Source organism: Allobosea sp. 10L417 (assembly GCF_056395485.1).
Window position 1 is genome coordinate 144,332 of record NZ_JBFTJP010000009.1, and the last position, 25,407, is coordinate 169,738.

Annotated in this window: 19 protein-coding genes; 13 read left to right on the forward strand and 6 right to left on the reverse strand. The window is 66.5% G+C overall.

Features of this window, described 5'->3' with window-relative positions; translation table 11 throughout:
* Positions 1-50 precede the first annotated feature (50 nt).
* The 8 genes from AC1DE3_RS20970 (at position 51) to AC1DE3_RS21005 (ending at position 9,884) form a co-directional block, all read left to right on the forward strand.
* Positions 51-368, forward strand: a complete 318-nt coding sequence (locus tag AC1DE3_RS20970; RefSeq protein WP_476778178.1) for a hypothetical protein — start codon at positions 51-53, stop codon at positions 366-368.
* 191 nt (positions 369-559) lie between these two features.
* The gene (guaB, locus tag AC1DE3_RS20975) at positions 560-2,053 is read left to right on the forward strand and encodes an IMP dehydrogenase (protein WP_476778177.1); all 1,494 of its coding nucleotides are present in this window, start codon (positions 560-562) and stop codon (positions 2,051-2,053) included.
* A gap of 70 nt (positions 2,054-2,123) precedes the next feature.
* A complete protein-coding gene (locus AC1DE3_RS20980) occupies positions 2,124-2,534 on the forward strand; it encodes an MAPEG family protein (protein ID WP_476778176.1) in 411 nt (136 codons plus the stop codon).
* A gap of 146 nt (positions 2,535-2,680) precedes the next feature.
* A complete protein-coding gene (locus tag AC1DE3_RS20985; RefSeq protein WP_476778175.1) occupies positions 2,681-3,757 on the forward strand; it encodes a DUF2865 domain-containing protein in 1,077 nt (358 codons plus the stop codon).
* A 223-nt stretch (positions 3,758-3,980) separates the two neighbouring features.
* Positions 3,981-4,991, forward strand: a complete 1,011-nt coding sequence (locus AC1DE3_RS20990) for an extracellular solute-binding protein (RefSeq protein WP_476778174.1) — start codon at positions 3,981-3,983, stop codon at positions 4,989-4,991.
* A 95-nt stretch (positions 4,992-5,086) separates the two neighbouring features.
* A complete protein-coding gene (locus tag AC1DE3_RS20995) occupies positions 5,087-6,673 on the forward strand; it encodes an ABC transporter permease (RefSeq protein ID WP_476778173.1) in 1,587 nt (528 codons plus the stop codon).
* Between the two features lie 94 nt (positions 6,674-6,767).
* On the forward strand, positions 6,768-8,525 hold the full coding sequence (locus AC1DE3_RS21000) for an AsmA family protein (protein WP_476778172.1): 1,758 nt from the start codon (positions 6,768-6,770) through the stop codon (positions 8,523-8,525).
* Between the two features lie 180 nt (positions 8,526-8,705).
* Positions 8,706-9,884 (forward strand): E22 family MetX-like putative esterase, encoded by a 1,179-nt coding sequence (locus AC1DE3_RS21005; protein WP_476778171.1) that lies wholly within the window; start codon positions 8,706-8,708, stop codon positions 9,882-9,884.
* Positions 9,885-9,918: 34 nt separating this feature from the next.
* On the opposite strand, the gene AC1DE3_RS21010 is transcribed toward AC1DE3_RS21005, so the two are convergent.
* Positions 9,919-10,884, reverse strand: coding sequence for a GlxA family transcriptional regulator (locus AC1DE3_RS21010; RefSeq protein ID WP_476852774.1), 966 nt, complete (start codon positions 10,882-10,884; stop codon positions 9,919-9,921).
* A gap of 73 nt (positions 10,885-10,957) precedes the next feature.
* Between AC1DE3_RS21010 and AC1DE3_RS21015 the strand changes: the two genes are divergently transcribed.
* Entirely contained in the window at positions 10,958-11,623 is a 666-nt protein-coding gene (locus AC1DE3_RS21015; RefSeq protein WP_476778170.1) for a DJ-1/PfpI family protein, read from the forward strand.
* Between the two features lie 182 nt (positions 11,624-11,805).
* A complete protein-coding gene (locus AC1DE3_RS21020) occupies positions 11,806-13,401 on the forward strand; it encodes an arylsulfatase (protein WP_476778169.1) in 1,596 nt (531 codons plus the stop codon).
* A 109-nt stretch (positions 13,402-13,510) separates the two neighbouring features.
* Here the strand turns inward: AC1DE3_RS21020 and AC1DE3_RS21025 are convergent, their stop codons facing one another.
* Positions 13,511-14,326, reverse strand: coding sequence for a bestrophin-like domain (locus AC1DE3_RS21025; protein ID WP_476778168.1), 816 nt, complete (start codon positions 14,324-14,326; stop codon positions 13,511-13,513).
* Positions 14,327-14,389: 63 nt separating this feature from the next.
* Entirely contained in the window at positions 14,390-15,019 is a 630-nt protein-coding gene (locus AC1DE3_RS21030; RefSeq protein ID WP_441513487.1) for a MarC family protein, read from the reverse strand.
* Between the two features lie 294 nt (positions 15,020-15,313).
* On the opposite strand from AC1DE3_RS21030, the gene gyrA reads away from it, so the two are divergent.
* Entirely contained in the window at positions 15,314-18,031 is a 2,718-nt protein-coding gene (gene gyrA, locus AC1DE3_RS21035; protein WP_476778755.1) for a DNA gyrase subunit A, read from the forward strand.
* 222 nt (positions 18,032-18,253) lie between these two features.
* Positions 18,254-18,925 (forward strand): leucyl/phenylalanyl-tRNA--protein transferase, encoded by a 672-nt coding sequence (gene aat / locus AC1DE3_RS21040; RefSeq protein ID WP_476778167.1) that lies wholly within the window; start codon positions 18,254-18,256, stop codon positions 18,923-18,925.
* On the opposite strand, the gene AC1DE3_RS21045 is transcribed toward aat, so the two are convergent.
* The 3 genes from AC1DE3_RS21045 to AC1DE3_RS21055 form a co-directional block, all read right to left on the reverse strand.
* On the reverse strand, positions 18,922-19,500 hold the full coding sequence (locus AC1DE3_RS21045) for an FUSC family protein (protein WP_476778166.1): 579 nt from the start codon (positions 19,498-19,500) through the stop codon (positions 18,922-18,924). The two genes, aat and AC1DE3_RS21045, sit on opposite strands and share 4 nt — an antisense overlap.
* A 3-nt stretch (positions 19,501-19,503) precedes the next feature.
* Complete coding sequence (locus AC1DE3_RS21050) at positions 19,504-20,139, reverse strand: DUF2155 domain-containing protein (protein WP_476778165.1); 636 nt, start codon at positions 20,137-20,139, stop codon at positions 19,504-19,506.
* 192 nt (positions 20,140-20,331) lie between these two features.
* Positions 20,332-20,742, reverse strand: coding sequence for an NADH:ubiquinone oxidoreductase subunit NDUFA12 (locus AC1DE3_RS21055; RefSeq protein WP_265054815.1), 411 nt, complete (start codon positions 20,740-20,742; stop codon positions 20,332-20,334).
* A gap of 866 nt (positions 20,743-21,608) precedes the next feature.
* On the opposite strand from AC1DE3_RS21055, the gene AC1DE3_RS21060 reads away from it, so the two are divergent.
* Entirely contained in the window at positions 21,609-25,334 is a 3,726-nt protein-coding gene (locus AC1DE3_RS21060) for a vitamin B12-dependent ribonucleotide reductase (protein WP_476778164.1), read from the forward strand.
* Positions 25,335-25,407: the final 73 nt, after the last annotated feature.

Consider the following 25,407-nt stretch of genomic DNA (forward strand, 5'->3'; position numbering starts at 1 on the left):
GGGTCCGGATCGGCGCGAGGGGCGCGCGTCGTAACCTCCGGAGAGCTGACATGACCCCTGTTTCAACAATTTCGGCGCTTGCGCGCCGTGTTCCCGTAGGCCTGCGGCTGGCAGGCCTGGCACTGGTGGCCGGGCTGAGCTACGGCGCAGCCGCCACGCCTGCTTCCGCCGCCATGACCGACTGGCAGATGGCCTGCCAGGACAAGGCCGCGCCTCAGGGTTATGGCGAAAGCATTCGCTACAACAACTGCGTGCGGCAGCGGGACTGCGAGCGCCTGGCAAACCAGATGGGGCATATGACGATGGCCATGGGCTGTTTCGGCGTGATGCCGGATGCCTCGGCCGCCCCTGCGCGGTCGCGCTACTGACGCGAACCGGCTTTTTGCGGACGTCCCCGGAGCAGCCATGCGCCGGGGACCGTTGTCGCACTGCAAAAGAATCCCGCCCGCCGGACTAGCGAAGCCGCCGGGCGCATGCTAACGGGCCTCGTCAACTCGGCATCGGGCCTCTTGCCCTGCCTCCCCTGGAAAGCCGGTTCCGCCCGGCGTCGGAGTTGACGATGACGCTTTCCCTCGACGGTCTGATTCGCGACGGTTTCACCTTCGACGACGTGCTGCTTGAGCCCGGCCCGTCCGAGGTCATGCCCGCGGATGTCGACATCCGCACCAGGCTCACCAAGTCGATCTCGCTCAACCTGCCGATCATCGCCTCGGCGATGGACACGGTGACGGAGGCGCGCATGGCGATCGCCATGGCGCAGGCCGGAGGCCTCGGCGTCATCCACCGCAACCTGGATATCGACCAGCAGGCGGCGCAGGTGCGCCTCGTCAAGAAGTTCGAATCGGGGATGATCGCCAACCCGATCACGATCCATCCCGACGAGACGCTGGCCGATGCGCTGGCGCTGATGAAGAACAACGGCATCTCCGGCATTCCCGTCGTCGAGCGCGGACCGCAAGGCCACAAGGGCAAACTGGTCGGCATCGTGACCAACCGCGACGTGCGCTTCGCCGCCAACCCGGCCCAGCCCGTCTCGGAGCTGATGACCAAGGAGCGGCTGATCACGGTGCGCGAGGGCGTTAGCCAGGAGGAGGCGCGGCGCCTGCTGCACCAGTTCCGCATCGAGAAGCTGCTCGTCGTCGATGACCACTATCGCTGCATCGGCCTGATCACCGTCAAGGACATGGAAAAGCAGGTAGCTCACCCCAACGCGGCGAAAGACGCGCAAGGGCGCCTGCTCGTCGCTGCAGCAACCACGACCGGCGACCAGGGCTTCGAGCGTTCGGAGATGCTGATCGACGCCGGCGTCGACCTCATCGTCGTCGATACGGCGCATGGCCACTCGTCCAAGGTGCTCGACGCGGTCAGCCGGGTGAAGAAGCTCTCCAACGCGGTCCAGGTCATCGCCGGCAACGTCGCCACCGCCGGCGGGGCGCAGGCCCTGATCGATGCCGGCGCCGACGCGGTCAAGATCGGCATCGGCCCGGGCTCGATCTGCACGACCCGCATCGTCGCGGGCGTCGGCGTGCCCCAGCTCACCGCGATCATGGACGCGGCCTCGGCGGCGTCGAAGGCCGGCGTGCCGGTCATCGCCGACGGCGGCATCAAGTATTCGGGCGACCTCGCCAAGGCACTTGCCGCCGGTGCCTCCTGCGCCATGGTCGGCTCGCTGCTGGCCGGCACCGACGAGACGCCGGGCGAAACCTTCCTTTACCAGGGCCGCTCCTACAAGGCCTATCGCGGCATGGGTTCGGTCGGCGCCATGGCCCGCGGCTCGGCCGACCGCTACTTCCAGCAGGACATCAAGGACGCGCTGAAGCTCGTGCCGGAGGGCATCGAGGGTCAGGTCGCCTATAAGGGCCCGGTTTCCACCGTGCTCCACCAGCTCGCCGGCGGCCTGCGCGCCGCCATGGGCTATGTCGGCGGCCGCAACCTCGAGGATTATCGCAACAAGGCCCGCTTCATCCGGATCACCAGCGCCGGCCTGCGCGAGAGCCATGTCCATGACGTGACGATCGTGCGCGAGAGCCCGAACTATCCGACCCGGTCTTGAGTCGGCGCAGGCTTCGTGCAGCACTGGCCGGGACCATCCTGGCCAGCGCTGACACGAGGCGACCGCGACCATGACCCTGAAGCTCGTCTATCCCACGCTGGCCCTGATCCTCTGGATCTTCATCGTCGGCGTCATCCTGATGCTGCGCCGGAAGGACGCCTTCACCTCCGGCGCCGTGCGGCACGAAGACGTCCAGGTTTCGGCCGAGCGTTACCCCGTCTCCGCCCGGCTCGCCTCGGCGAACTTCTCGAACCAGTTCGAGACGCCGGTCATCTATTTCGCGCTCATCATGCTCGCGATGGAAGTGGGCGCCACCAGCTATGCGATGGCGGTGCTGGCGTGGCTCTACGTCGCGACCCGCGTCATCCACACGCTCATCCATATCGGCCCCAACAAGCTGCCCGTGCGCGGAGCGGTCTACGGCATCGGCGCCCTCGCCCTGGTCGGCATGTGGATCGGCGTCCTGCTCGCCGTCGTCTGAGCCCCTCGCCCGCCATCTCCTCACCCGTCGTTAAGCATTTCAGACGTTTGCGGAGCATGCCGCAGCGAAAACGTTGAATCTTAACGAAACGTAAACTACACCCAACCTGCGGCGGACGGTGAACAAGCGCAGGTTGGAGTGACGCGATGTTGCGTGTCCGTGAGATCCCCGTGCGGGCATTGCCCCGCGGCGGCGAGAGCGGTTACGCCGGCTCTGTCAGCAAGGCCCCGGCCCGCTCGCGTGCCGGTCGCTGGGCTGCGGCGACCATCCTCGGCATTGCCGTCGGCTGCGGCGGCATGGTGCTGACGGCTTCGCTGGTCCAGGCCGACGACGATGCAGGCATCCGCTCGTTCTTCCTCGAGGAGGCGGCGCGCAGGGCTGCACGCGCTCCGGCGCAGAGCGCTGCCTATACATCGACGCGCCCGACCGCCTATGCACCGGCGACGAATGGCTGGCGCCTGCCCCTGATGCAGATACGGCCGAACGGACGCATCGCTCACCCGGCGGTCGAGCTCAACCCCTTCAAGCGAAGCCCGAAAAAGGTCGCGGCCCGCCCGCACAGGCCGGTCGAAGGCAGCGCCGCCTTGGTCTCCGCCAATAATGCGCAGACTTTCTGCGTGCGGCTCTGCGACGGCTTCCATGCCCCGATCGGCCATCTGCGGTCGGCCAGCGATCTCAGCGCCCATGAGGCTCTCTGCAAGGCGATGAACCCCGGCATTCCGGTCAAGGTCTTTCGTGCTGCCGCCGGCTCGACCAGCATCGACGCCGCCGTCGCAGCCGACGGCCAGCGCTATGCGGCGCTGCCGATGGCCTATAGCCACGAAAAGGCAGCCGACCCGGCCTGCCGGCCGGCCATCGTCCAGGTCGGCGAGCGGCGCATCTCGCTCCTGCGGGACATCACGCTCCGCCCCGGCGACAGCGTCGTCCTCGACGGCAAGGTTTCGACCTTCACCGGCGGATCGAGCTGGCCTTATAGCCGGCGCGACTTCCGTGATTTTCGCACGGCGCCGGAGCTGAGCACGGGCCAGCGCCAGCAGATCGACGAACGGGTCGGCGTTTCACGCATGGAGGCGGAGGCGCGCAGCCTGCGGCGGCAGATGCTGGTGCGGGAGGCGCATCTGCAAGATGAGACCGTGGCCAGCGACGCCGTGCTGCGTGGCTCGATCGATCCCGAGACGCGCGTTGCCGTGCGCCTGATCCCGATCACGGCCGCGTCACGCTGACGCCGCGGAATGACCTAGACTGAAGTCGTACGACTTGCATGGTGCGGAATCGTCCCGCCATTCCAACATCATGGCTCAGATATTAGAATTCATCAAAATAAGAACCAGTCTGGAAATCGTCCAAGACGCTGATTCTAAAGGATGATTCCGTTGACAGCAGTGTCCGCCGCCCTTTAACCGTCGCCCGTCGCGCTTTGGCGCCCTGAACCGACGGAGCGAAGCAATGATCAAGAAGAAGCACCTCCAGGCCCTGACGCTGTCGTCCTGCCTGCTCGCCGCGCCGGCCCTCGCCCAGGAGGTCAATCTCTACACGACGCGCGAGCCCACATTGCTCAACCCGGCGCTTGAAGCCTTCAGCAAGGACACCGGCATCAAGGTCAATGCGGTCTTCCTGAAGGACGGCCTGCAGGAGCGCATCCGCGCCGAGGGGGCCAACAGCCCGGCCGACGTCATGCTCGTGGTCGATGTCGGGGAGATCAATGCCGCGGTCGCTGCCGGCGTCACGCAGCCGATCCATTCGCCGACCGTGGACAAGATCGTCCCGGCGCAGCTGCGCCCCGACAACAGCTGGGTCACGCTGACCAAGCGCGCCCGCATCGTCGTCGCCTCGAAGGAGCGCGTTGCGCAGGATGCGATCACCTATGAGGAGCTCGCTGATCCGAAGTGGAAGGGCAAGTTCTGCATCCGCGCCGGCCAGCACCCTTACAACAACGCGCTCTTCGCCGCCTATATCGCCCATAACGGCCCGGATAAGACCGAGACCTTCCTGAAGGCCCTGCGCGCGAACGCCGCCCGCAAGCCCGGCGGCGGCGATCGCGACGTTGCGCGCGACATCCAGTCCGGCCTCTGCGACGTCGCCGTGATCAACACCTATTATATCGGCCTGATGAGCCAGGCGAAGAACGAGCAGAAGGGCTGGTACGATGCGATCAAGCCGCTCAAGACCACCTTCGCCGATGGCGGCACCCATGTGAACGTCTCGGCCGCGGCGCTGGCCAAGAACGCCCCGAACAAGGACAACGCGGTCAAGCTGATCGAATACATGCTCGGCGAGAAGGCGCAGGCGCTCTACGCCAACGGCAATTTCGAGTTCCCGGTCAACACCGCCGTCACCGACTCGGCCGCAGTGAAGCTGCTCGGCGCGGTCACGCCGGACAAGCTGCCGCTCTCCGAGGTCGCCAAACAGCGCAAGCCCGCCGCCGATCTCGTCGACAAGGTCGGTTTCGACAATTGAGCCTGAGCGCTCCGCTCACCGCCTCGCGACGGCCGCCATTCACGTGGCGGCCGTCGACGCGTTTTGCGCTGGCCTCGCTGATCGGAGCGGCGCTCGTGCTGACGCCGTTGCTCGCGCTCCTCACGACGGCGCTTTCGTCCTCGCAGGCCGCGGAGATCTGGCCGCATCTCGCCGCCAATGTGCTGCCGACCGCGCTGGTCCAGACCGGGCTCCTGCTGGCCGGTGTCGGCCTCCTCAGTGCCGTTCTCGGTGTGGGGACGGCCTGGCTCGTGACGCAGTTCGAATTTCCCGGCCGGCGCCATTTCGACTGGCTTCTGGTGCTGCCGCTGGCGCTGCCGACCTATCTGATGGCCTATATCTACGTCGAGTTTCTCGGCTTCCAGGGGCCATTGCAGAGTGCACTGAGAGCGCTGACCGGGTGGCGCTCCTTGCGCGATTACTGGTTTCCCGATCCGCGCAGCCTGCCCGGCGCGATCGCGATCATGGCGATCGTGCTCTACCCTTACGTCTATCTCAGCACGCGTGCCCTCTTCAGCATCCAGGGCGCGACCATCGTCGAGGCGGCCCGCAATCTCGGCGCGACGCCGGGCCGGCTGTTCTGGCGTATCGGCCTGCCGCTCGCCCGGCCGGCGCTCGCGGCCGGGTTGACGCTCGTCCTGCTCGAGACGCTCAACGACATCGGCGCGACCGAATATCTCGGCGTCCGTTCGCTCACCCTCTCGATCTACACCACCTGGATCAACCGGGGCTCGCTGCCCGGGGCAGCGCAGATTGCCTGCGTGATGCTGGTCGTCGTCTTCCTCTTGATCTGGACGGAGGCTCGCCTGCGCGGCCAGCGCCGCTTCGCCCTCCCGGTGCGCCAGCCTCGCCCCCTCGGCCGCAGGGCCCTGCGGCCACGCGCGGCCCTCCTGGCCGCGATCGCCTGCGCTCTCCCCGTCCTGTTCGGCGCCATCCTGCCGGTCGGCTATCTCGCCGCAGAGATCCTGCGACGCGGATTGCTCATGCAACTCGACGCTGCGCTGTTGCGGCTGCTCGCCAATGCTCTCCTGCTCGCCGGCATTGCCGCCGCAATCGTGCTGCTGCTGGGGCTAGGCATCGCCACGGCGAGCCGTGCCGGCCGCGAAAGCTGGCTGAAGACCCTCGCCCGCCTCGCTTCGCTCGGCTACGCCGTGCCCGGCACCGTGCTCGCGCTTGGGCTGCTGATCCCGATCGCCGCGCTCGACAATGTGCTGGCCAACGCGATCACGTCACTGTCCGGCATCAAGCCCGGCCTGCTGCTGATCGGCTCCGGCGCGGCGCTCGTGATCGCCTATGTCGTGCGCTTCCTGACCATCGGCATCGCCGGCGTGGAGAGCGGCTTGAGCCGTGTTTCGCCGCGGATCGACGATGCCGCGCGTGCGCTCGGCGCCGGCCAGCCCGAGATCCTGCGCCGAATCCACTGGCCGCTGATGCGCCCGGCGGTGGCAGCCGCCGCGCTGCTCGTCTTCGTCGACTGCCTGAAGGAGCTGCCCGCGACGCTGCTGCTGCGCCCTCTCAATCTCGAAACACTGGCGACCGTGGTCTATGGCCACGCCTCGCGCGGCGTCTTCGAGGACGGGGCACTCGCTGCCCTGCTGATCATCCTCGCCGGCCTCTATCCTGCCATGCTTCTGGCTAAAACCGGCACAAATCGTGCGGGATAGCGGGTTTCCCCGCCTCGACAAGCCATCAACATCGGCATACACCATCCGCCGCCAGGGGGCTGGCTGATTTCGGCCGGCGCCGATTCGGAAGTCCATGACCAGACGCGCAGCGATCCTCGCTTTCAGCCTTGTCGTCCTGATCGGCCTGCTCGGATTGCAGCCGTGGGACCTTGCGCTCGGGCGGGTGCAGCGGAGCGTCGTCGCCGCAATCGCCAAGAAGACGGGCTTCGTCGTCGAGACGGTCGAGCGCGCCGAGATCGCGCTCCTGCCGCTGCCGCGCATCAGCCTGTCCCAGGTTAGCTTCAGCCAGCGCGATGGCGCGCTTTCGGGCCAAGCTGTCCGCGTGCGGGCGCATCTACGCCTCCTGCCCTTGCTGATCGGCACGCTCAGCTTCGACAGGATCGATCTCGTCGCGCCGCAGATCGACGTGGCGGTCGCGCCCGGCAGCGACGGTGTGGCGGAGTGGCTTGCGACGCCAATGGCCGAGCTCGAGCGGCTGCGCAACCAGAGCAAGATCGTCATCCAGGGCGGTTCGCTCTTCCTGCGCGCGAACGGCGCGATCCAGAGCGTGGTCCGCGACGTCCATCTGGTCATCGACGAACGCAGCCAAAACGAGCCGCTGGAACTGTCGGGCTCCCTGACCTGGCGCGGCGTCCCGACCGAAGTGAGCCTGCTCTGGCCAATGGATGGCCGCAACGCCAAGGCCGCGCTCTCGGCCAATTCGCCGCTTTTGAAGCTCCGGTTCGACGGCACGCGGTCCGGACCGGACGAGCCGGTCCTCAATGGCCTTCTCGCCCTGTCCACCCCGTCCGTGCCACAGCTCTTGCGCTGGTTCGGCGAGGATTCGCGCCTGGCGGCGGCCCTCGGCGCGCTGACGCTGTCGGCCGATCTGCAGCTCAAGCCGCATGAAGCCTCCTTCAATAACGCGATCGCCAGCCTCGACGGCGAGCGCCTCGACGGCGTCCTCACGCTGTCCGAAACCGGGGCCGGACGCTTCGCGCTCTCGGGGACGCTGGCAGGGGCGACGCTCGATATCGGCCGCCTCGTCAACCGCTTGCCGATCCCGGCCATCGATGCCGGCGATCCCGGCCCGTTCGATCTCGACGGCTGGACAGGGCGCGAGGTCGATCTCAGAATCTCGGTCGACGCCGCCAAGCTGAACGGCGCCCGGCTCAACGACGTCGCCAGCTACCTGCTGATCAAGAAGGGACGATTCGAGACCGGGCTGGTCCGGGCCAGCGCCTATGGCGGCAGCGTCAAGACGCGGCTCCTGGCGGTCAGCGCTCCCGCGGGGGTCGATGTGAAGCTCCAGGCCGGCCTCGAGCGCGTGAATTTCGGGCAAGCGTCGAGCGACCTGCCGCAGCTGTCGCGCCTCTCGGGCAATGGCACTTTCCAGCTTGCGCTCGACGGTGTCGGCCGGACCTTTGACGAGCTCCTCGGCTCGCTGGCCGGACGGGCCAATCTCTCCGTCAAACAGGGCGAGCTCGCCGGCGTCGCCTTCGTCGACATGCTGCGCCGCGCGGAGCGGAATCCCTCCCAGGCCTGGCGAGACTGGCACCAGGGCAAGACGCCGTTCGAGAACCTGACGGCCAATGCCGGCATCGCCGGCGGGCTGCTGGTGCTGACCGACGCCCAGATGAGCGGACAGGCCTTTCGCTTCAACCTGAGCGGCAACGCCTCGCTGCGCACCCGCATCCTCGATATGGCGGCCTCGCTGGCGTCCACGACCAGCGCGCTGAGGCTGCCCTTCAGCCTCAAGGGGCCGGTGGACGCCCCGCTCTTCGAGCTCGAGACCGAGGCCTTCCTGAGCCCGGCCGGCGGCACGCCCTTCCCGTCTCTCCTGACGCGCTGATCGCCATGCGTCCTGACGGACGGGTGGTGGCGATCCTCCCTTGGCCAAAGGCATCGGATCTGTCCGAAAAGCGAATTCCCCTCTTCGGTCCGCTGCGCTGAGCGAAGGCGCTTCCGCCGCGCGTGGAAATCCGCTCTGATGCGGCGAAGGCCGCGTGACGGCTGGAGGGAGGAAGTGGTGATGAGGCAATGGATCACGGGCGTTCTCGCCCTTGCAGGATGGGTTGCAGCGGGAATGGCGGACGCACAGGATCTGATGACCGAAAAGAAGGTCTTCGAGCTGCCGAGCTTCACGACCCAATCGGGACGCACGCTCAAGCAGGTCCGTACCGGCTGGGAGAGCTACGGCACGCTCAACGCCGACAAATCCAATGCCGTGCTGATCTGCCATTTCTTCTCGGGTAACTCGCACGCCGCCGGCAAATATGACGCCAAGGACGCACAGCCCGGCTACTGGGACGCGATCATCGGGCCGGGCAAGGCGATCGACACCGACAAGTATTTCGTCATCTCGTCGGACACGCTGGTGAACCTCAACACCGGCGACCCGAAGACCACCACCACCGGCCCGGCCTCGATCAATCCCGATACCGGCAAGCCCTATGCGCTGGACTTCCCGATCGTCACCGTCCGCGACTTCGTCGAGGTGCAGAAGGCTCTCGTCGAAAGCCTTGGAATCAAGAAGCTCGCACTGGTCGCCGGCCCCTCCATGGGTTCGCTCCAGACTTTCGAATGGGCTGCGAGCCATCCCGAGATGGTGGCCAAGGCGATGCCGGTGATCGGGGCGGCCGAGGCCGACGCGATGCTGATCGGCTGGCTCGACGTCTGGGCCGCGCCGATCCTGGTGGACCCCAACTGGAACAACGGTGACTATTACGGCAGGACGCCGCCGCTTGCCGGCCTCGCCAAGGCGCTGACCGCGGTGACGCTGCAGGCAAACCATCAGGATTGGGCGAACGCCACCTTCGGCCGCCGCCCCGCCAAGGAAGGCGAAGATCCGGCCAAGGCGCTCGCCAACAAGTTCCAGGTCCAGAGCGTGCTCGACAACGCCGGCGCAGCCCGCGCCAAAGTCTCCGACGCCAATCACTTCCTCTATCTCGTCAAGGCCAACCAGCTCTTCGCGGCCGGCGGCAACTCGCTGGCCGAGGGCATGGCGAAGACCAGGGCGCCGATGTTGCTGGTGACTCAGCCAAAGGATCTGGTCTTCACCCCTGATGCGGTGGAGCGCACGGTGAAAGCGGCGAAGGACGCCGGGCGCGACATCACCCATGTCACCATCGACGGCGCCCGCGGCCATCTCGACGGCGTGATGTCGATGAAGCAGGCGGAAGGCGCGATCCGGGCGTTCCTGGCGAAATAGAACCTGTTTCGTCCAGGCTGTACGCGGCTCCGGCTTATCCCGCGAACCGCTCTCGATAGGCTTGCGGGGTCGTGCCGAGCCGCCTGAGGAACGCGCGCCGCAGCGTTTCCTCCGAACCGAAGCCGCAGCGGCCGGCGACGCGGGAGACGGGATGCCCCTGATCCAGCAGGTGGCGCGCCGTCTCGATCCTGATCTCCTCAACGGCGCGGGCCGGGGTGCGGCCCGTCGCCCTCTGGTAATGGCGGGCAAAACTGCGCAGGCTCATATTGGCCCGCGCCGCCAACCGCTCGAGCGACAAGTCGCTGCGGAGGTTCTCGACGATCCAGGCGTGCAGGCCGTCGAAGCGTTCATCCCGCCCCTGCAACGCGAGCGTGGTGCTGAACTGCGACTGCCCGCCCGGCCGTTTCAGGAAGACGACGAGCTGGCGCGCCACCGCCAATGCCGTCTCGCGGCCGAGATCGGCTTCGACCAATGCGAGGGCGAGGTCGATCCCCGCCGTCACCCCGGCCGAGGTCCAGACCTTGCCGTCGCGGATGAAGATCGGGTCCGGATCAAGCCGGACCTCGGGAAAGCGCGCGGCGAACTCGGCACAACGCCCCCAATGGGTGACGGCACGCCTGCCGTCCAGAAATCCGGCGGTCGCCAGCAGGAATGCGCCACTGCAGACGGAGGCCACGCGCCGTGCCGCACCGGCCCGTTCGCGTAGCCATGCGACAAGGGCCGGGCTGTCGCATGCGGCCTGGATGCCGTAGCCGCCGGCGACGACCAGCGTATCGACGGGTTGGTCCGGCCCGGAAAGCGGCTCCGTTAGCAGCGCAAGTCCCGCCGAGGTCATCACATTCGGCTCGGCCGCCACCACCCGCACCTCATAGGGCACGTCAGTTCTCGCCATGGCGGCGAGATCGTTGGCCGTGGCGAAGACCTGCAACGGTCCTGTTACGTCCAGGACCTGCCCCTTCGGAAAGGTGAGGATCTCGATACGACGCGGCATCTTTGGCATGAAACGAGGGGTGTTTGACAGAACAGCCAAAGGCTGGTCCGCTATCGTGGGCCTGTCAATCAGGAGCCGCTCCATGTCGTTTCATTTCGGCCTTCTCGTTTTCCCCGGCGTTCAGCAGCTTGATCTCACCGGGCCGTATGAGGTCTTCGCCTCGCTGCCGGGAGCCCGTGTCGATCTCATCTGGAAGACGCTCGCGCCCGTCCGGTCTGCAACCGGGCTTCCCTTCACGCCGACGATCACGCTGGCGGAGTGCCCGCCCCTCGATGTGCTCTGCGTTCCCGGCGGAGGCGGCGTCAACGCGCTCCTCACAGACGAAGCGGTGCTCGACTTCCTGCGCCGCCAGGCGCCGCTCGTGCGCTACCTCACCTCGGTCTGCACTGGCTCTTTGGTGCTCGGCGCCGCCGGCCTGCTATCCGGCAAGCGCGCCACCACGCATTGGAACGCGCATGACTTCCTCGGCCATCTCGGCGCAATCCCGGTCAAAGAGCGCGTCGTGCAGGACGGCAACCTCATCACGGCCGGGGGCGTCACCTCCGGCATCGATTTCGGCCTCACGGTCGTGGCGGCGCTGACCAGCCAGGCCGAAGCCGAGACGATCCAGCTCTCGCTGGAATACGCCCCCTCGCCGCCGTTCCGATCCGGCACGCCGGAGGAAGCGAGGCAGGCCATCGTGACCGAGGCCCGCCGCCGCATGGCCGCGTCCCGCGCGGAGCGAGAGGCAATCCTGCTGCGGAACTGAGCTCCGGCTCCCGGTGCGGCTTCCGTAACCGTAACAAGGCTGCGCGGCAGACGACGGCATCCTACGCTCCTCGGGCGCAAGGCGCAGGCATAGACGCCGCCCCTGAAGGATATGCTGGAGGACGTGTCGTGGAACCCAAGCATGAAGTTTCTTCGCAGAAGGCTGCCCTCAATCGACGCTCAATGCTTCTCGGCGGAACCGTTCTCGCGGCGACGGGGAGCTATCTCGCGAGTGCGCCCGTCCAGACCGCGCAGGCCCAGCAGCCCGCGCCCGCGCCGGCCGGCGGCAGGAAGCCCAATATCCTCGTCATCTTCGGCGACGACATCGGCATCCCCCAGGTCAGCGCCTACACGATGGGAATGATGGGCTACCGCACGCCCAATATCGACCGCATCGCCAGCGAGGGCGCGATCTTCACCGACGCCTATGGCCAGCAGAGCTGCACCGCCGGCCGCGCCTCCTTCATCCTCGGACAGGAGCCGTTCCGGACCGGCCTGCTGACGATCGGCATGCCCGGCGACCCCCATGGCATCCAGGATTGGATGCCGACGATCGCCGACGCGCTGAAGACGGCGGGCTACGCCACCGGTCAGTTCGGCAAGAACCATCTCGGCGACCGCGACGAGCATCTGCCGACGCGGCACGGCTTCGACGAGTTCTTCGGCAATCTCTACCACCTCAATGCCGAGGAGGAGCCCGAGGGCTATTTCTATCCGAAGGATCCGAATTTCCGGCGCCAGTTCGGCCCGCGCGGCGTCATCAAGTCCAGCGCGGACGGCAAGATCGAGGATACCGGACCGCTCAACACCAAGCGCATGCCGACCGTCGACGAGGAGTTCCTGGCTGGTGCCAAAGACTTCATCGATCGGCAGGTCAAGGCGCAGAAGCCGTTCTTCTGCTGGTTCAACTCGACCCGCATGCACGTCTTCACGCATCTCAAGCCGGAATCGCTTGGCAAGACCGGCAAGGGCATCCATGCCGACGGCATGGTCGAGCATGACGGCCATATCGGACAGCTACTGAAACAGCTCGACGATCTCGGCATCACCGAGAACACCATCGTGCTCTACACCACCGATAACGGCGCCGAACTCGCGCTCTGGCCGGACGGCGCGATGACGCCGTTCCGCGGCGAGAAGGGCACCACCTGGGAAGGCGGCTTCCGCATCCCGATGATGGTGCGCTGGCCGGGAGTGGTGAAGCCCGGAACCCAGGTGAACGACATGATCGCCCTGATCGACTGGTTCCCGACCTTCTGCGCCGCGGCCGGCCTTGGCGATATCAAGGAGAAGATGAAAACCGGCTTCCAGAGCGGCACCAAGACCTTCAAGGTGCATCTCGATGGCTACAACTTCATGCCCTATCTGAAGGGCGACGACAAAAGCCCTCCGCGCGACGCGATCTACTACTTCGACCAGGGCGGCAATCTCAACGCCATACGCTGGAACGACTGGAAGGTCAGCTTCGCCATTGCCAGCGAAGGCAACATCGCGACGGCCACGCGCGAGGTGACGTCATGGGCCGGCATCACCAACCTGCGAATGGACCCTTATGAGCGCGGGGCCAAGGAAGGCGGAAACGCGATGGACTTCTACGCCAGGCAGATATGGCTGCTTGTCCCGATCCAGGGGAAGGTGAAGGAGTTCTTCTCCGACTTCGAGCAGTTCCCCTACCAAACGGGCAATTCGCTGAACGCCGCCGGCATCAACTACGGGCTGCTGCAGCAGCAGGCGGCCCTGAAACGCCTCAATGAGCTGGAGCGTCTCGCGCCACGTTGACCCGCATGGGCCGGCGGGGCATCGCAACTGGTGCCCCGCCGCTGCCCATAGGGCAGATCCTGTCAAGTTCCGTCGAAGCTGTAACGGTTACAGCGCCTGCCCGGGCGGATCACTGCGGCGCCGGCAGCGGCGGTATGGTTATCCCACCCTCGTAGCCTTTCAGGGCCCATTCATAGGCCGCCGTTCCCGTCCGAAACTTGCCGAGGCGCCCGGAGGCGAGATCGAGGATGTCGACGATGACCGACGTCCACATCAGCGTCAGCAAGGCGATGAGGATACGTAAAGGCTTGGCCCTGAGACCGAACTGGTAGCCGAGGCATGCCAGCGTGATGAGCGTGATGCCGACGAGCAGCCAGAAGAGCTGCATCGGCAGCCGCGTCTCGAAGGCGAAGCGTTCGTTGGTGCTGGCATCGAAGGCTTCGTTGAGCGAAGCCATCAACGCGCCGGAGATAGCGTCCGGACGCTCGCGGACGATGGCCGAAAGATGGCCCCAGATCCGCGACTGCAACGCACTCGTCCGGCCGTTGAGATTCTCGACCGCTTCGGGATCGCGGCCCGCCCTGACGAAATCGGCCCGGATGGCGGTGTATTGTTCGAGGAGCGTGGCGATCTCGTCGCCGCGCGGCGTCCCGATCGCCTTGGCCCGCAGCCACGCCGTCCCGATGGCGTTGGCTTCGGACAGGCCGCCCATGCGCCGCTCGGCAAAGCGAGCGCTCGCGAAGCTCAGCGTCAGCGCCAGGACGAAGGCCAGGAGCGCGAGCATGCCGCCGACGACGACACCGACCGCCTCGGGTGCATTGCCCGTCCTGTCGTGCAGCCGCCGGCCGGTGCGGTAGCCCAGCTCATAGAAGACGAGATGAGCCAGGAAGAGGCAGATGGCGAAGGCCAGAATGCTGCGCTCGGCGATGATCGTCGCGATTTCCATTGCCACGTCCCCCTTGGGTCGAACGCCCACGGCAAACAGCAAACACGCTTCTCTTTGACCGCCCTATCCCGCCAGAGCAGCCTTCAACCCGTCGATCACGAACTGCACGGCGAGCGCCGCCAGGATCACGCCGAGCAGCCGCGTCAGAACGACATTGCCGGTGACGCCGAGGAGCTTCGCGATCGGCGTCGCGGCCAGGAACACGGCAAGGCAGCTCAGGATCACCAGCCCGCAGATCACAGCCAGCGCGACCAGCAGCAGCGGATCGCCGCCGGCGCGGCCAGCGAGCAGGATCATCGCGGTCAGCGCCCCCGGCCCCGCCATCAGCGGGATCGCCAGCGGAAAGGCCGCGACATTGCGGATATGATCCAGCGTGATCGCGGTCTCGGCCGTCTGCTGCTTGCGCTCGGTCCGGCGCTCGAAGACCATCTCGAAGGCGATCCAGAACAGCAGGAGCCCGCCGGCGATGCGGAAGGCCGGCAGCGAGACGCCGAGCGCCTTCAGCACGACATCGCCCGCCACGGCGAAGAAAGCCATGATGCAGAAGGCGATGATCGAGGCGCGGATCGCGACCTGTTTCCGCTCGCTTTCCGACATTCCGCGCGTCAGCGACAGGAAGATCGGCGCCAGACCCGGCGGGTCGAGCGTCACCAGCATCGTGACGAGGGCGGATGTGACGAATTCGATGAACATGCGGAGGCGACTTCACCACGCCTTGCGGTCGCCGTCACCCGCGAAGAAAGGCGGGATTGTGGCAGCAGCTGTGGACGCCCGCAAAAATCGTCGACAACATATTGATATCGCTTCGGTATTTTTTGCTTGGACAGCGCCCGCTTTTGCTGGCGCGAAAGGCCGGAATCGGGTAGCCAGAAGCCTGAAAAATACTAGGAATCGGGACATTTCTCCTTGAGCGACGATACCGACGACAGGCGTGACGACGCCCCGGATTTCGGCGGCGACATCAAGCCGATCGCGATCACCGACGAGATGAAGAAGAGCTATCTCGATTACGCCATGAGCGTGATCGTGAGTCGCGCTCTGCCCGATGTCCGCGACGGCCTGAAGCCTGTGCACCGCCGCATCCTGTTCTCGATGCACGAGAACAAGAACCTGCCCGAGCGGCCCTACACCAAATGCGCCCGCATCGTCGGCGACACGATGGGTAAATACCATCCGCACGGCAATCTCGCGGTCTATGACGCGTTGGTGCGCATGGCGCAGGATTTCTCCCTGCGCCTGCCGCTGATCGACGGCCAGGGCAATTTCGGCTCGATGGACGGCGATTCCGCCGCCGCCGATCGTTACACCGAGGCGCGCCTCGACAAGGCGGCGATGCCGCTGCTCGAGGACCTCGACCTCGACACCGTCGACTTCCAGCCGAACTACGACGGCAAGGAGCACGAGCCGACGGTCCTGCCGGCGCGCTATCCGAACCTGCTCGTCAACGGCGCCGGCGGCATCGCGGTCGGCATGGCGACCAATATCCCGCCGCACAATCTCGGCGAGGTCATCGACGCCTGCGTCGCCTATATCGACAATCCCGAGATCACGATCGACGAGCTGATCGAGATCGTGCCCGGCCCGGATTTCCCGACCGGTGCCTCGATCATGGGCCGCAGCGGCATCCATTCGGCCTATCACACCGGCCGCGGCTCGATCGTGATGCGCTCGAAGACGCATATCGAGGAGCTGCGCAAGGAGCGCGAGGCGATCATCGTCACCGAGGTTCCCTATCAGGTGAACAAGGCGACGATGGTCGAGAAGATCGCCGATCTCGTGCGCGAGAAGCGCATCGAGGGCATCTCGGACCTGCGCGACGAGTCGAGCCGCGAGGGCGTGCGCGTCGTCATCGAGGTCAAGCGCGATGCCGTCGCCGATGTCGTGCTGAACCAGCTCTACCGCTTCACGCCGCTGCAGACCTCCTTCGGCGCCAACATGGTGGCGCTGACCGGCGGCCGCCCGGAGGTCTTGAACCTCAAGGACTTCATCTCGGCCTTCGTCGAGTTCCGCGAGGAAGTCGTCTCCCGGCGCACGCGCTACCTGCTCAACAAGGCCCGCGAGCGCGCCCATGTGCTCTGCGGCCTCGCCACGGCGGTCGCGAATATCGACGAGGTCATCCGCCTGATCCGCACTGCGCCGACCCCGGCCGCGGCGCATGAAGCGCTGATGGCCCGCGACTGGCCTGCCGAAGACATCGCTCCGCTGATCGCGCTGGTCGACGATCCCCGCCATCCGATGAACGCCGATGGCACCTACCGCCTGTCGGATGCGCAGGCCAAGGCGATCCTCGAGCTGCGCCTCGCCCGCCTCACGGCTCTCGGCCGTGACGAGATCGGCGACGAGTTGCAGAAGCTCGCCACCGAAATCGCTGATTATCTCGACATCCTGCGCTCGCGCGCCCGCATCCAGTCGATCGTCAAGACCGAGCTCGCCGAGGTGAAGGCCGCCTTCGCCACGCCGCGCCGGACCGAGATCCAGGACTGGGGTTCCGACCTCGACGACGAGGATTTGATCGCCCGCGAGGACATGGTCGTGACCGTGTCCCATGGCGGCTACATCAAGCGCGTGCCGCTCTCGACCTATCGGGCGCAGCGCCGCGGCGGCAAGGGCCGCTCCGGCATGGCGACCAAGGACGAGGATTTCGTCGCGCGGCTGTTCGTGGCCAACACGCATACCCCGGTGCTGTTCTTCTCCTCCGAAGGCCAGGTCTACAAGGAGAAGGTCTGGCGCCTGCCGCTGGCGGCGCCGAACGCGCGCGGCAAGGCGCTGGTCAACATGCTGCCGATCGAACAGGGCGAGCGCATCACCACGATCATGCCGCTGCCTGAGGACGAGGCGAGCTGGGAGACGCTCGACGTGATGTTCGCCACCGCCTCGGGCGGGGTGCGGCGCAACAAGCTTTCCGACTTCGTCAACGTCAACCGCGCCGGCAAGATCGCGATGAAGCTCGACGAGGGCGACCACATCGTCGACGTGCAGATCTGCACCGAGAATGACGACGTGCTGCTGACCACGGCTGACGGCCAGTGCATTCGCTTCGCGGTGCCCGAGGTGCGCGTCTTCAAGGGCCGCGACTCCACCGGCGTGCGCGGCATCAACCTGGCGAAGGGCGACGAGGTCATCTCGCTCGCGATCCTGCACCATCTCGACGCCACGCCGGACGAGCGCGCCGCCTATCTCAAGCGGGCGGCCGCGGCGCGCCGCGCCCTGACCGGCGAGGCCGACGAGGGTGCGGACTCTGCTCCCGCAGTCGAGGCCGATGCCGAGGAGAGCGCCGGCGACATCGAGCTTGGGCTCGATAAGTACACCGCCATGGGCGCGGCCGAGCAGTTCATCCTGACGATCTCGGAGAAGGGCTACGGCAAGCGCACCTCGTCCTTCGAGTACCGGGTCACCGGGCGCGGCGGCAAGGGCATCGTCGCCATGGTGGTCAACGACAGGAACGGCAAACTCGTCGCCTCCTTCCCGGCTGTCGATACCGACCAGCTGATGCTCGTCACCGATGGCGGCCAGGTCATCCGCGTTCCTGTCGATGCCGGCCCGGACAACCGTATCCGCATCGCCGGCCGCTCGACCCAGGGCGTGACGGTGTTCAACACCGCCAAGGACGAGAAGGTCGTCTCGGTCGAGTGCATCAACGATGACGGCGAGAATGGCGAGGAGGCCGGCGACGAGGCTCCGGGCGAGGAGCAGGCGGAAGGCTGATTGATCAGCTTTTTACGGCCAGTTTCTCAGCTTACCTCTGAGCTCTGGCCTCGCTGCCTGCTTGGCGCTGACGATGCCCGTCATTCCCCGGCGGCGCGAAGCGTAGGCCCGAGAATCTCTGGCAGGAAGCAGCGCCTCTCCGTCACGTCATGCTCGGGTCGAGCCCGGGCATGACGCGCGGCTTCGTTTGACTCGCAACGCCCCCCGCGATCCCATGCGTCCATGAAGGCTCGTTCCGTGCCCGTCCGCTCGCCCGCGATCACGCCGGAGATCATGCTGCGCGCCTATGCCGCCGGCATCTTTCCGATGGCGGAAAGCGCCGATGATCCCGGCCTGTTCTGGGTCGAGCCGGAGCTGCGCGGCATCATCCCGCTCGACGGCTTCCATCTCTCCTCGCGCCTCGCGCGCACGGTCCGCTCGGACCACTTTGAGATCCGTGTCGACAGCGATTTCGAAGCGGTGATCGAAGCCTGCGGCGAGGCCCGGCCCGACCGGCCGGAAACCTGGATCAACACCCGCATCCGCGCGATCTTCGGCGAGCTTTTCGCGCTCGGCCACGTCCATACCGTGGAATGTTGGCGCGAGGGCCGCCTCGTCGGCGGGCTCTATGGATTGTCGCTCGGCGGCGCATTCTTCGGTGAAAGCATGTTCCACCGCGAGACCGACGCCTCCAAGGTCGCGCTCGTCCATCTCGTCGCGCGGTTGCGGCGCGGCGGGTATCGCCTGCTCGACACCCAGTTCCAGACCGGCCATCTCGCACAGTTCGGCACCGTCGAGATCCCGCGCGATGCCTATCGGCTCAGGCTCGACGATGCGCTGCGCCACCAGGGCAATTGGGAAGCTTGGCCAAGGGAGCCAGCCGTGAGCGGCAGGCAGGCGCTCGCCGAACTCTAGTCTGAGGTCGGCCTGCGTGGATCGAGGCGCTCGGCCAGCCAGACGACGGCGATCGCGACGCTGACGCCCCAGCCTACCTCGAAGACGCGCGAGAGCATCATCTGCTGCGCGCTCGTTCCGGGATGGGGGACCAGCAGGATGATCGTCGCAGTGATGCCGGCGAGGCGCGCGGCGCTGGCGACGTTCAGCATCCAGGCTGCCAGAACGGAGAGCGCCGCCGCCAGCAGATAGCTCACGATGGTCTGGCCGGCGATGAGCACGACCGCGACGCCGATCGCGCCGCCGATGGCAGCCCCGACGAACTGGTCGCGCGCCGTCGTCCGCGTCGCGCCGAACTCGGCCTGAACCACGGCAATCGCGGTGATGGCAGCCCAGAAGCCCTCGCGCAGCCCCAGCGCCTGCGTCGGCAAATAGGCAGCGAACGCCGCCGCGCTCGACATCAGCGCATGTTCGAGGCCGTCGCGGAAGCGCCGCCCGGCGGGACTCCGCTTGCGCAGATCGGCGAGGTGACGGCGCAGGCGCCTGATGCGCGTCGTTTCGCGCCCGGCTCCCTTGTCAGCGCCGTCGGGCGGCACGGGTCAGCCGCCGCCGGTCGGGTCGCGGCCCTGTCCCGGATTGGTCGGGAAGAAGCGCTGGCTCGGCCGCTGCGGCTGCACCGGCACGCCGCGCGGCGGCTCGACATCGATGCGCCCGCCGGGCGGCGGCACAGGCTGCTGCAAGGGCGGCAGCAGGTTCGGATCGCGCGGCGGCGTGCGCGGGCGGCGCGGATCCTCCGGCGCCGGCGGTGGCTCGGGCTCCTTGGGATCGACGACGAGCTCGGTGCCGCCCTTGCACTCGGTCAGCCAGACATCGTAGATCGCGTGCTCGACGCCGTGCAGGCCGGGGCTCGCCGCATACATCCAGCCGGTGAAGATGCGCCGGTACTCGTTCTTGAACGTCACCTCGTCGACTTCGACGAAGGCATCCGTCTGCGGTGCTTCCGTCGGTGGCCTGCTCCAGCAGACGCGCGGCGTCAGTTGCAGCGCGCCGAACTGCACCGTCTCGTCCACCGCCACTTCAAACGAGATGATGCGGCCGGTGATCTTGTCGAGCCCCGCAAAGACCGCCGTCGGATTGCGGATGCGGTCGGCCTGCGCCGGCCCCATCGCAGCAAGCAACGCGGCCCCGCTCGTGGCGAGGCCTGCCAGGGTCGAAAGGCGGAACAAGGACGGCATGCTGGCGCGAATCTCTTCCACAGCGCGGAAAGACCGCGACGGGGCGCAGTAACACGGCAAAGGCAGCGGAAAAAGGGCGTCGCGCCCGAAACGGCCATTTCAGCAGCGGCCGCCGCTGCCTTGCCACCCAGCAAAAAGGCCGCCCCGAAAGGAGCGGCCCCGATATCTCGCAACCTGCCTTGCGGCGTTGCCTCAGCGGCCCGGTGTCCAGGCCTGGTAGTCGCCGGTCGCGGCCGGGCGCTCGCCCTCCGCCAGCGTCGAGCCCTGCGGGCGATAGGCCAGCGCCGTGCCGGTCCAGTTCTGCTGGTGCGGCTCCTGCCACTCGCGCGGCTGGTAGCTCTCCTCCGAGGGGGCGACGTCGACGGTGTGGTGCAGCCAACCATTCCAGCCGGGCGGAACCTTGGAGGCCTCGGCCTCGCCCTTGTAGATCACCCAGCGGCGCTGGAAGCCGAGCGCCTTGTCCTTCACCCCGCCTGCGGTGCGGTAATAGACATTGCCGAACTCGTCCTCGCCCACCTTCTCGCCGAAGCGCCAGGTGTGGAAGCGCGTGCCGATGGTTTGGCCGTTCCACCAGGTGAAGATCTGCAGCAGCCAGTCCTTCATTGCCTTCAGTCCATGCGCTTGCAGCGCCGTGCGGAGAGGCCGGCGCGTCTTGGCCCGACTTATGGCGGCAGGGCCCTGCTCTGTCCAGTCCGGAACGCTGCCGCCGGGTCGCTTCGCCGCGCCAGCGGCGCTGGATGGTCTCCAACAATATCCACAAGAGCGTGCAAAACGATGGTCCAGCCGGTCGTCGCCCAGACCGCGCAGCGCGCGGCCTGATTCCTCCTGCGATCGGCTGCTGATTCCCGCCCACGCTCCGCCGGAATTTCGCCGCGATTAGGCTCGCTCGCCGCCATGATTCAGCGCCGAAGCGCACCGACTTCAAGCACTTGGAGCGCTCCCCGCAACCGCTATCTGCAAACCCGCGCTCGTCACCCGAGGGTCACACTTCATTTACCGTGAATAGTGGGGATTTTAGGAACTGCGCTTCGCACAGCGCTGTGGCAATGTTGCCGCGGGGCAGCGATTCTCTTCGCCATTTCCAAGGCTTAGCCAGGGCCTTGAAACTTATCCCCACAACCCACACATCCCTACCACATGTCGTATCCACAAGGATGGCGCTCCACTATTCCTTGACGGAGCGTCGCGAACGGCGCTAGATTTTGACCATCGCATGACGGCCGGCGGCACCCCCTCTGGATGACTGCGAACCCTAGTTTTCCAGAGTGCTTACGGGCCTGCCGCCGCATCCGCCGACATCAGCGGAAGCGAACGGATTTGCACGGGCATTTTGGGCGCGTCCGGGCCTGCAAGCGGGGCGACACCGCCAAGGACCCACGAGGCATCGAACCGAGTTTGGACTGACATCAGGAGCCGGCGATCAACCGGCCGCGCGGGGTATCCACCCGCGGCATGCAAGGACGAAGATCATGCGCATCGAGCGCCGCTATACCTCCGCCGGACAATCGCCCTACGCCGCGATCCCGTTCCGATCGGCCGTCAGCGAGATCAAGAACCCGGACGGCTCCGTCGTCTTCCGGCTCGAAGGCATCGAGGTTCCCGAGGATTGGTCCCAGGTCGCGAGCGACGTGCTCGCTCAGAAGTATTTCCGCAAGGCCGGCGTGCCCGCGCGCATGAAGAAGGTCGAGGAAAACGGCGTCCCCTCCTTCCTCTGGCGTTCCGTTGCCGACGAGGCCGCTCTCGCCGAGCTGCCGGAAGGCGAGCGCTACGGCTCCGAGATCTCGTCGAAGCAGGTCTTCGACCGCCTCGCCGGCTGCTGGACCTATTGGGGCTGGAAGGGCGGCTATTTCTCCTCCGAGGAGGATGCCGCGGCCTTCCATGACGAGCTGCGCTTCATGCTCGCGACCCAGCGCGTCGCGCCGAACTCGCCGCAATGGTTCAACACCGGCCTGCACTGGGCCTATGGCATCGATGGCCCGAGCCAGGGCCATTTCTACGTCGACTTCAAGACCGGCAAACTGGTGAAGTCGAAGTCGAGCTACGAGCATCCGCAGCCACATGCCTGCTTCATCCAGGGCGTCCAGGACGACCTCGTCAACGAGGGCGGCATCATGGACCTCTGGGTCCGCGAAGCCCGCCTGTTCAAGTATGGCTCCGGCACCGGCTCGAACTTCTCGATGCTGCGCGGCGAAGGCGAAAAACTCGCCGGCGGCGGCAAGTCCTCGGGCCTGATGTCCTTCCTCAAGATCGGCGACCGCGCCGCCGGCGCCATCAAGTCGGGCGGCACCACCCGCCGCGCCGCCAAGATGGTGGTCGTCGATGCCGACCATCCGGATATCGAGGCCTATATCGACTGGAAGGTGAAGGAGGAGCAGAAGGTCGCGGCTCTCGTCACCGGCTCCAAGATCGTCAAGAAGCATATGAAGGCCGTGCTCAAGGCCTGCGTGAACTGCGAAGGCGACGGCGACTCTTGCTTCGATCCCGAGCAGAACCCGGCGCTGAAGCGCGAGATCAAGCTCGCCCGCAAGTCCCTTGTGCCGGACAACTACATCAAGCGCGTCATCCAGTTCGCCAAGCAGGGCTACAAGGACATCTCCTTCGACACCTATGACACCGACTGGGATTCCGACGCCTATCTCACCGTCTCCGGCCAGAACTCGAACAACTCGGTCTCGTTGACCGACGACTTTTTGCGCGCTGTCGAGAACGACAATGACTGGAACCTGACCGGCCGCACCACCGGCAAGGTCCTCAAGACGCTGAAGGCCCGCGACCTCTGGGAGAAGATCGGCTACGCCGCCTGGGCCTCGGCCGATCCCGGCCTGCATTTCAACTCGACGATGAACGACTGGCACACCTGCCCGGCTTCCGGCCGGATCCGGGCGTCCAACCCGTGCTCCGAGTACATGTTCCTCGACGACACCGCCTGCAACCTGGCCTCGGCCAACCTCCTGCAGTTCTACGATACGCAGACCAAGTCCTTCGACGTCGCGGCCTATGAGCATCTCTGCCGGCTCTGGACCGTCGTGCTCGAGATCTCGGTGACGATGGCGCAGTTCCCGAGCCGCGAGATCGCCGAGCTTTCCTACGAGTACCGCACGCTCGGCCTCGGCTACGCCAATATCGGCGGCCTGCTGATGACCATGGGCCTCGGCTACGACTCGGACGAGGGCCGCGCTTTAGCTGGTGCCCTCACCGCGATCATGACAGGCGTCGCCTATGCGACCTCGGCGGAGATGGCGGGCGAGCTCGGCCCCTTCCCCGGCTACAAGAAGAACGCCAGCCACATGCTGCGCGTCATCCGCAACCACCGCACGGCGGCCCATGGCCTCGCCGACGGCTATGAGGGCCTGAGCGTCACCCCGGTCCCGCTCGACCATGCGACGCTGGCCCGCCTCGGCGGCTCGGCCGTGACCATGGCGGAGCGCTCGCGCATCGTCTGGGACGAAGCCCTGGAGCAGGGCAAGCGCTACGGCTACCGCAACGCCCAGGCGACCGTGATCGCGCCGACCGGCACGATCGGTCTCGTCATGGATTGCGACACCACCGGCATCGAGCCCGACTTCGCGCTGGTGAAGTTCAAGAAGCTCGCCGGCGGCGGCTACTTCAAGATCATCAACCGCGCCGTACCGGACGCGCTGCGGGCGCTGGGTTACCGCGAGGCGGATATCGCCGAGATCGAGGCCTATGCCGTCGGCCACGGCTCGATGAAGCAGGCGCCGGGCATCAACCCCTCGACGCTGCGCGCCAAGGGCTTCACCGACGAGAAGATCGAGGCGGTCGAGAAGGGGCTGAAGAGCGCCTTCGACATCAAGTTCGTCTTCAACAAGTGGACGCTGGGCGAGGATTTCCTCACCGGCACGCTCAAGGTCCCGGCCGAGAAGCTGAACGACATGTCGTTCGAGCTCCTGCCCTTCCTCGGCTTCACCAAGGCCGAGATCGAGGCCGCCAACGTCCATGTCTGCGGCGCGATGACGCTGGAAGGCGCCCCGCATCTCAAGACCGAGCACTACAACGTCTTCGATTGCGCCAATCCCTGCGGCCGCATCGGCAAGCGCTATCTCTCGGTCGAGAGCCATATCCGCATGATGGCGGCGGCGCAGCCCTTCATCTCGGGGGCGATCTCCAAGACCATCAACATGCCCAACGACGCGACGGTCGAGGACTGCAAGAGCGCCTATATGCTCTCCTGGAAGCTGGCGCTGAAGGCGAACGCCCTCTACCGCGACGGCTCCAAGCTCTCGCAGCCGCTGAACTCCGCGCTGATCTCGGATGAGGACGACGAGGCCGATGACGCCGTCGAGACGCTGGTCGCGGCGCCGATGGCGGCACGTGCCACGCAGATCTCGGAGAAGATCGTCGAACGCATCGTCGAGCGTATCGAGCGCAAGCGCGAGCGCGAGAAGCTGCCCGATCGCCGTACCGGCTACATCCAGAAGGCGGTGGTCGGCGGCCACAAGGTCTATGTCCACACCGGCGAGTATTCGGACGGGCGCCTGGGCGAGATCTTCATCGACATGCACAAGGAAGGCGCCGCCTTCCGGGCGATGATGAACAACTTCGCCATCGCGGTCTCGCTCGGCCTGCAATATGGCGTGCCGCTGGAGGAGTATGTCGAGGCCTTCACCTTCACCCGCTTCGAGCCCTCGGGCTTCGTTGCCGGCAACCAGTCGATCAAGAACGCGACCTCGATCCTCGACTACGTCTTCCGCGAGCTCGCGATCTCCTATCTCGGCCGCAACGACCTCGCCCATGTCGACCCGAGCGAGATCGGCCATGACGTGATCGGCGGCGGCGTCGGCCAGGACAAGGCGCCGGATGCTGCGGCTCCGATCACCTCGACCCCCCTCGCCTCCACCGGCTTCCGCCGCGGCAAGCCGATCAACCTGCTCGCTATCCAGGGCGGCGGGGCGGCGAACGATGCGGTCGCCCGCTCGGCCTCGTCCGTGACGGCGCTGGCCACGGCCGGCGCGACCGCGCTGAAGGAGGAACCGGAGGCCTATGGCGAGGCGGAGATGGCCAAGCTGGGCTTCGCGGCCCCGGCCGCCCAGCCGAGCCAGTCCGAGCGCCGCGCCGAGGCGATCATGAAGGGCTATGTCGGCGACAGCTGCGGCGAATGCGGCAACTTCACGCTGGTGCGGAACGGAACCTGTCTGAAGTGCAACACCTGCGGTAATACCACCGGCTGCTCATGATATGCCGAGTTGATGTTCGTGTAGGTGTAGGCGCTCCGGAAGTTTGGTCTGATTCCACCCAAAGTGCGCCTCG

Coding starts and splice junctions, on each gene's coding strand:
- AC1DE3_RS20990 (WP_476778174.1), top strand. CDS start 3,981: ATGATCAAGAAGAAGCACCTCCAGGCCCTGACGCTGTCGTCCTGCCTG.
- AC1DE3_RS21055 (WP_265054815.1), bottom strand. CDS start 20,742: ATGAAGGACTGGCTGCTGCAGATCTTCACCTGGTGGAACGGCCAAACC.
- AC1DE3_RS20970 (WP_476778178.1), top strand. CDS start 51: ATGACCCCTGTTTCAACAATTTCGGCGCTTGCGCGCCGTGTTCCCGTA.
- AC1DE3_RS21020 (WP_476778169.1), top strand. CDS start 11,806: ATGCTTCTCGGCGGAACCGTTCTCGCGGCGACGGGGAGCTATCTCGCG.
- aat (WP_476778167.1), top strand. CDS start 18,254: ATGAAGGCTCGTTCCGTGCCCGTCCGCTCGCCCGCGATCACGCCGGAG.
- AC1DE3_RS21025 (WP_476778168.1), bottom strand. CDS start 14,326: ATGGAAATCGCGACGATCATCGCCGAGCGCAGCATTCTGGCCTTCGCC.
- AC1DE3_RS21005 (WP_476778171.1), top strand. CDS start 8,706: ATGAGGCAATGGATCACGGGCGTTCTCGCCCTTGCAGGATGGGTTGCA.
- AC1DE3_RS21000 (WP_476778172.1), top strand. CDS start 6,768: ATGACCAGACGCGCAGCGATCCTCGCTTTCAGCCTTGTCGTCCTGATC.
- AC1DE3_RS21030 (WP_441513487.1), bottom strand. CDS start 15,019: ATGTTCATCGAATTCGTCACATCCGCCCTCGTCACGATGCTGGTGACG.
- AC1DE3_RS21060 (WP_476778164.1), top strand. CDS start 21,609: ATGCGCATCGAGCGCCGCTATACCTCCGCCGGACAATCGCCCTACGCC.
- AC1DE3_RS21010 (WP_476852774.1), bottom strand. CDS start 10,884: ATGCCAAAGATGCCGCGTCGTATCGAGATCCTCACCTTTCCGAAGGGG.
- gyrA (WP_476778755.1), top strand. CDS start 15,314: ATGAAGAAGAGCTATCTCGATTACGCCATGAGCGTGATCGTGAGTCGC.
- AC1DE3_RS20980 (WP_476778176.1), top strand. CDS start 2,124: ATGACCCTGAAGCTCGTCTATCCCACGCTGGCCCTGATCCTCTGGATC.
- AC1DE3_RS21050 (WP_476778165.1), bottom strand. CDS start 20,139: ATGCCGTCCTTGTTCCGCCTTTCGACCCTGGCAGGCCTCGCCACGAGC.
- AC1DE3_RS21015 (WP_476778170.1), top strand. CDS start 10,958: ATGTCGTTTCATTTCGGCCTTCTCGTTTTCCCCGGCGTTCAGCAGCTT.
- AC1DE3_RS20985 (WP_476778175.1), top strand. CDS start 2,681: ATGTTGCGTGTCCGTGAGATCCCCGTGCGGGCATTGCCCCGCGGCGGC.
- guaB (WP_476778177.1), top strand. CDS start 560: ATGACGCTTTCCCTCGACGGTCTGATTCGCGACGGTTTCACCTTCGAC.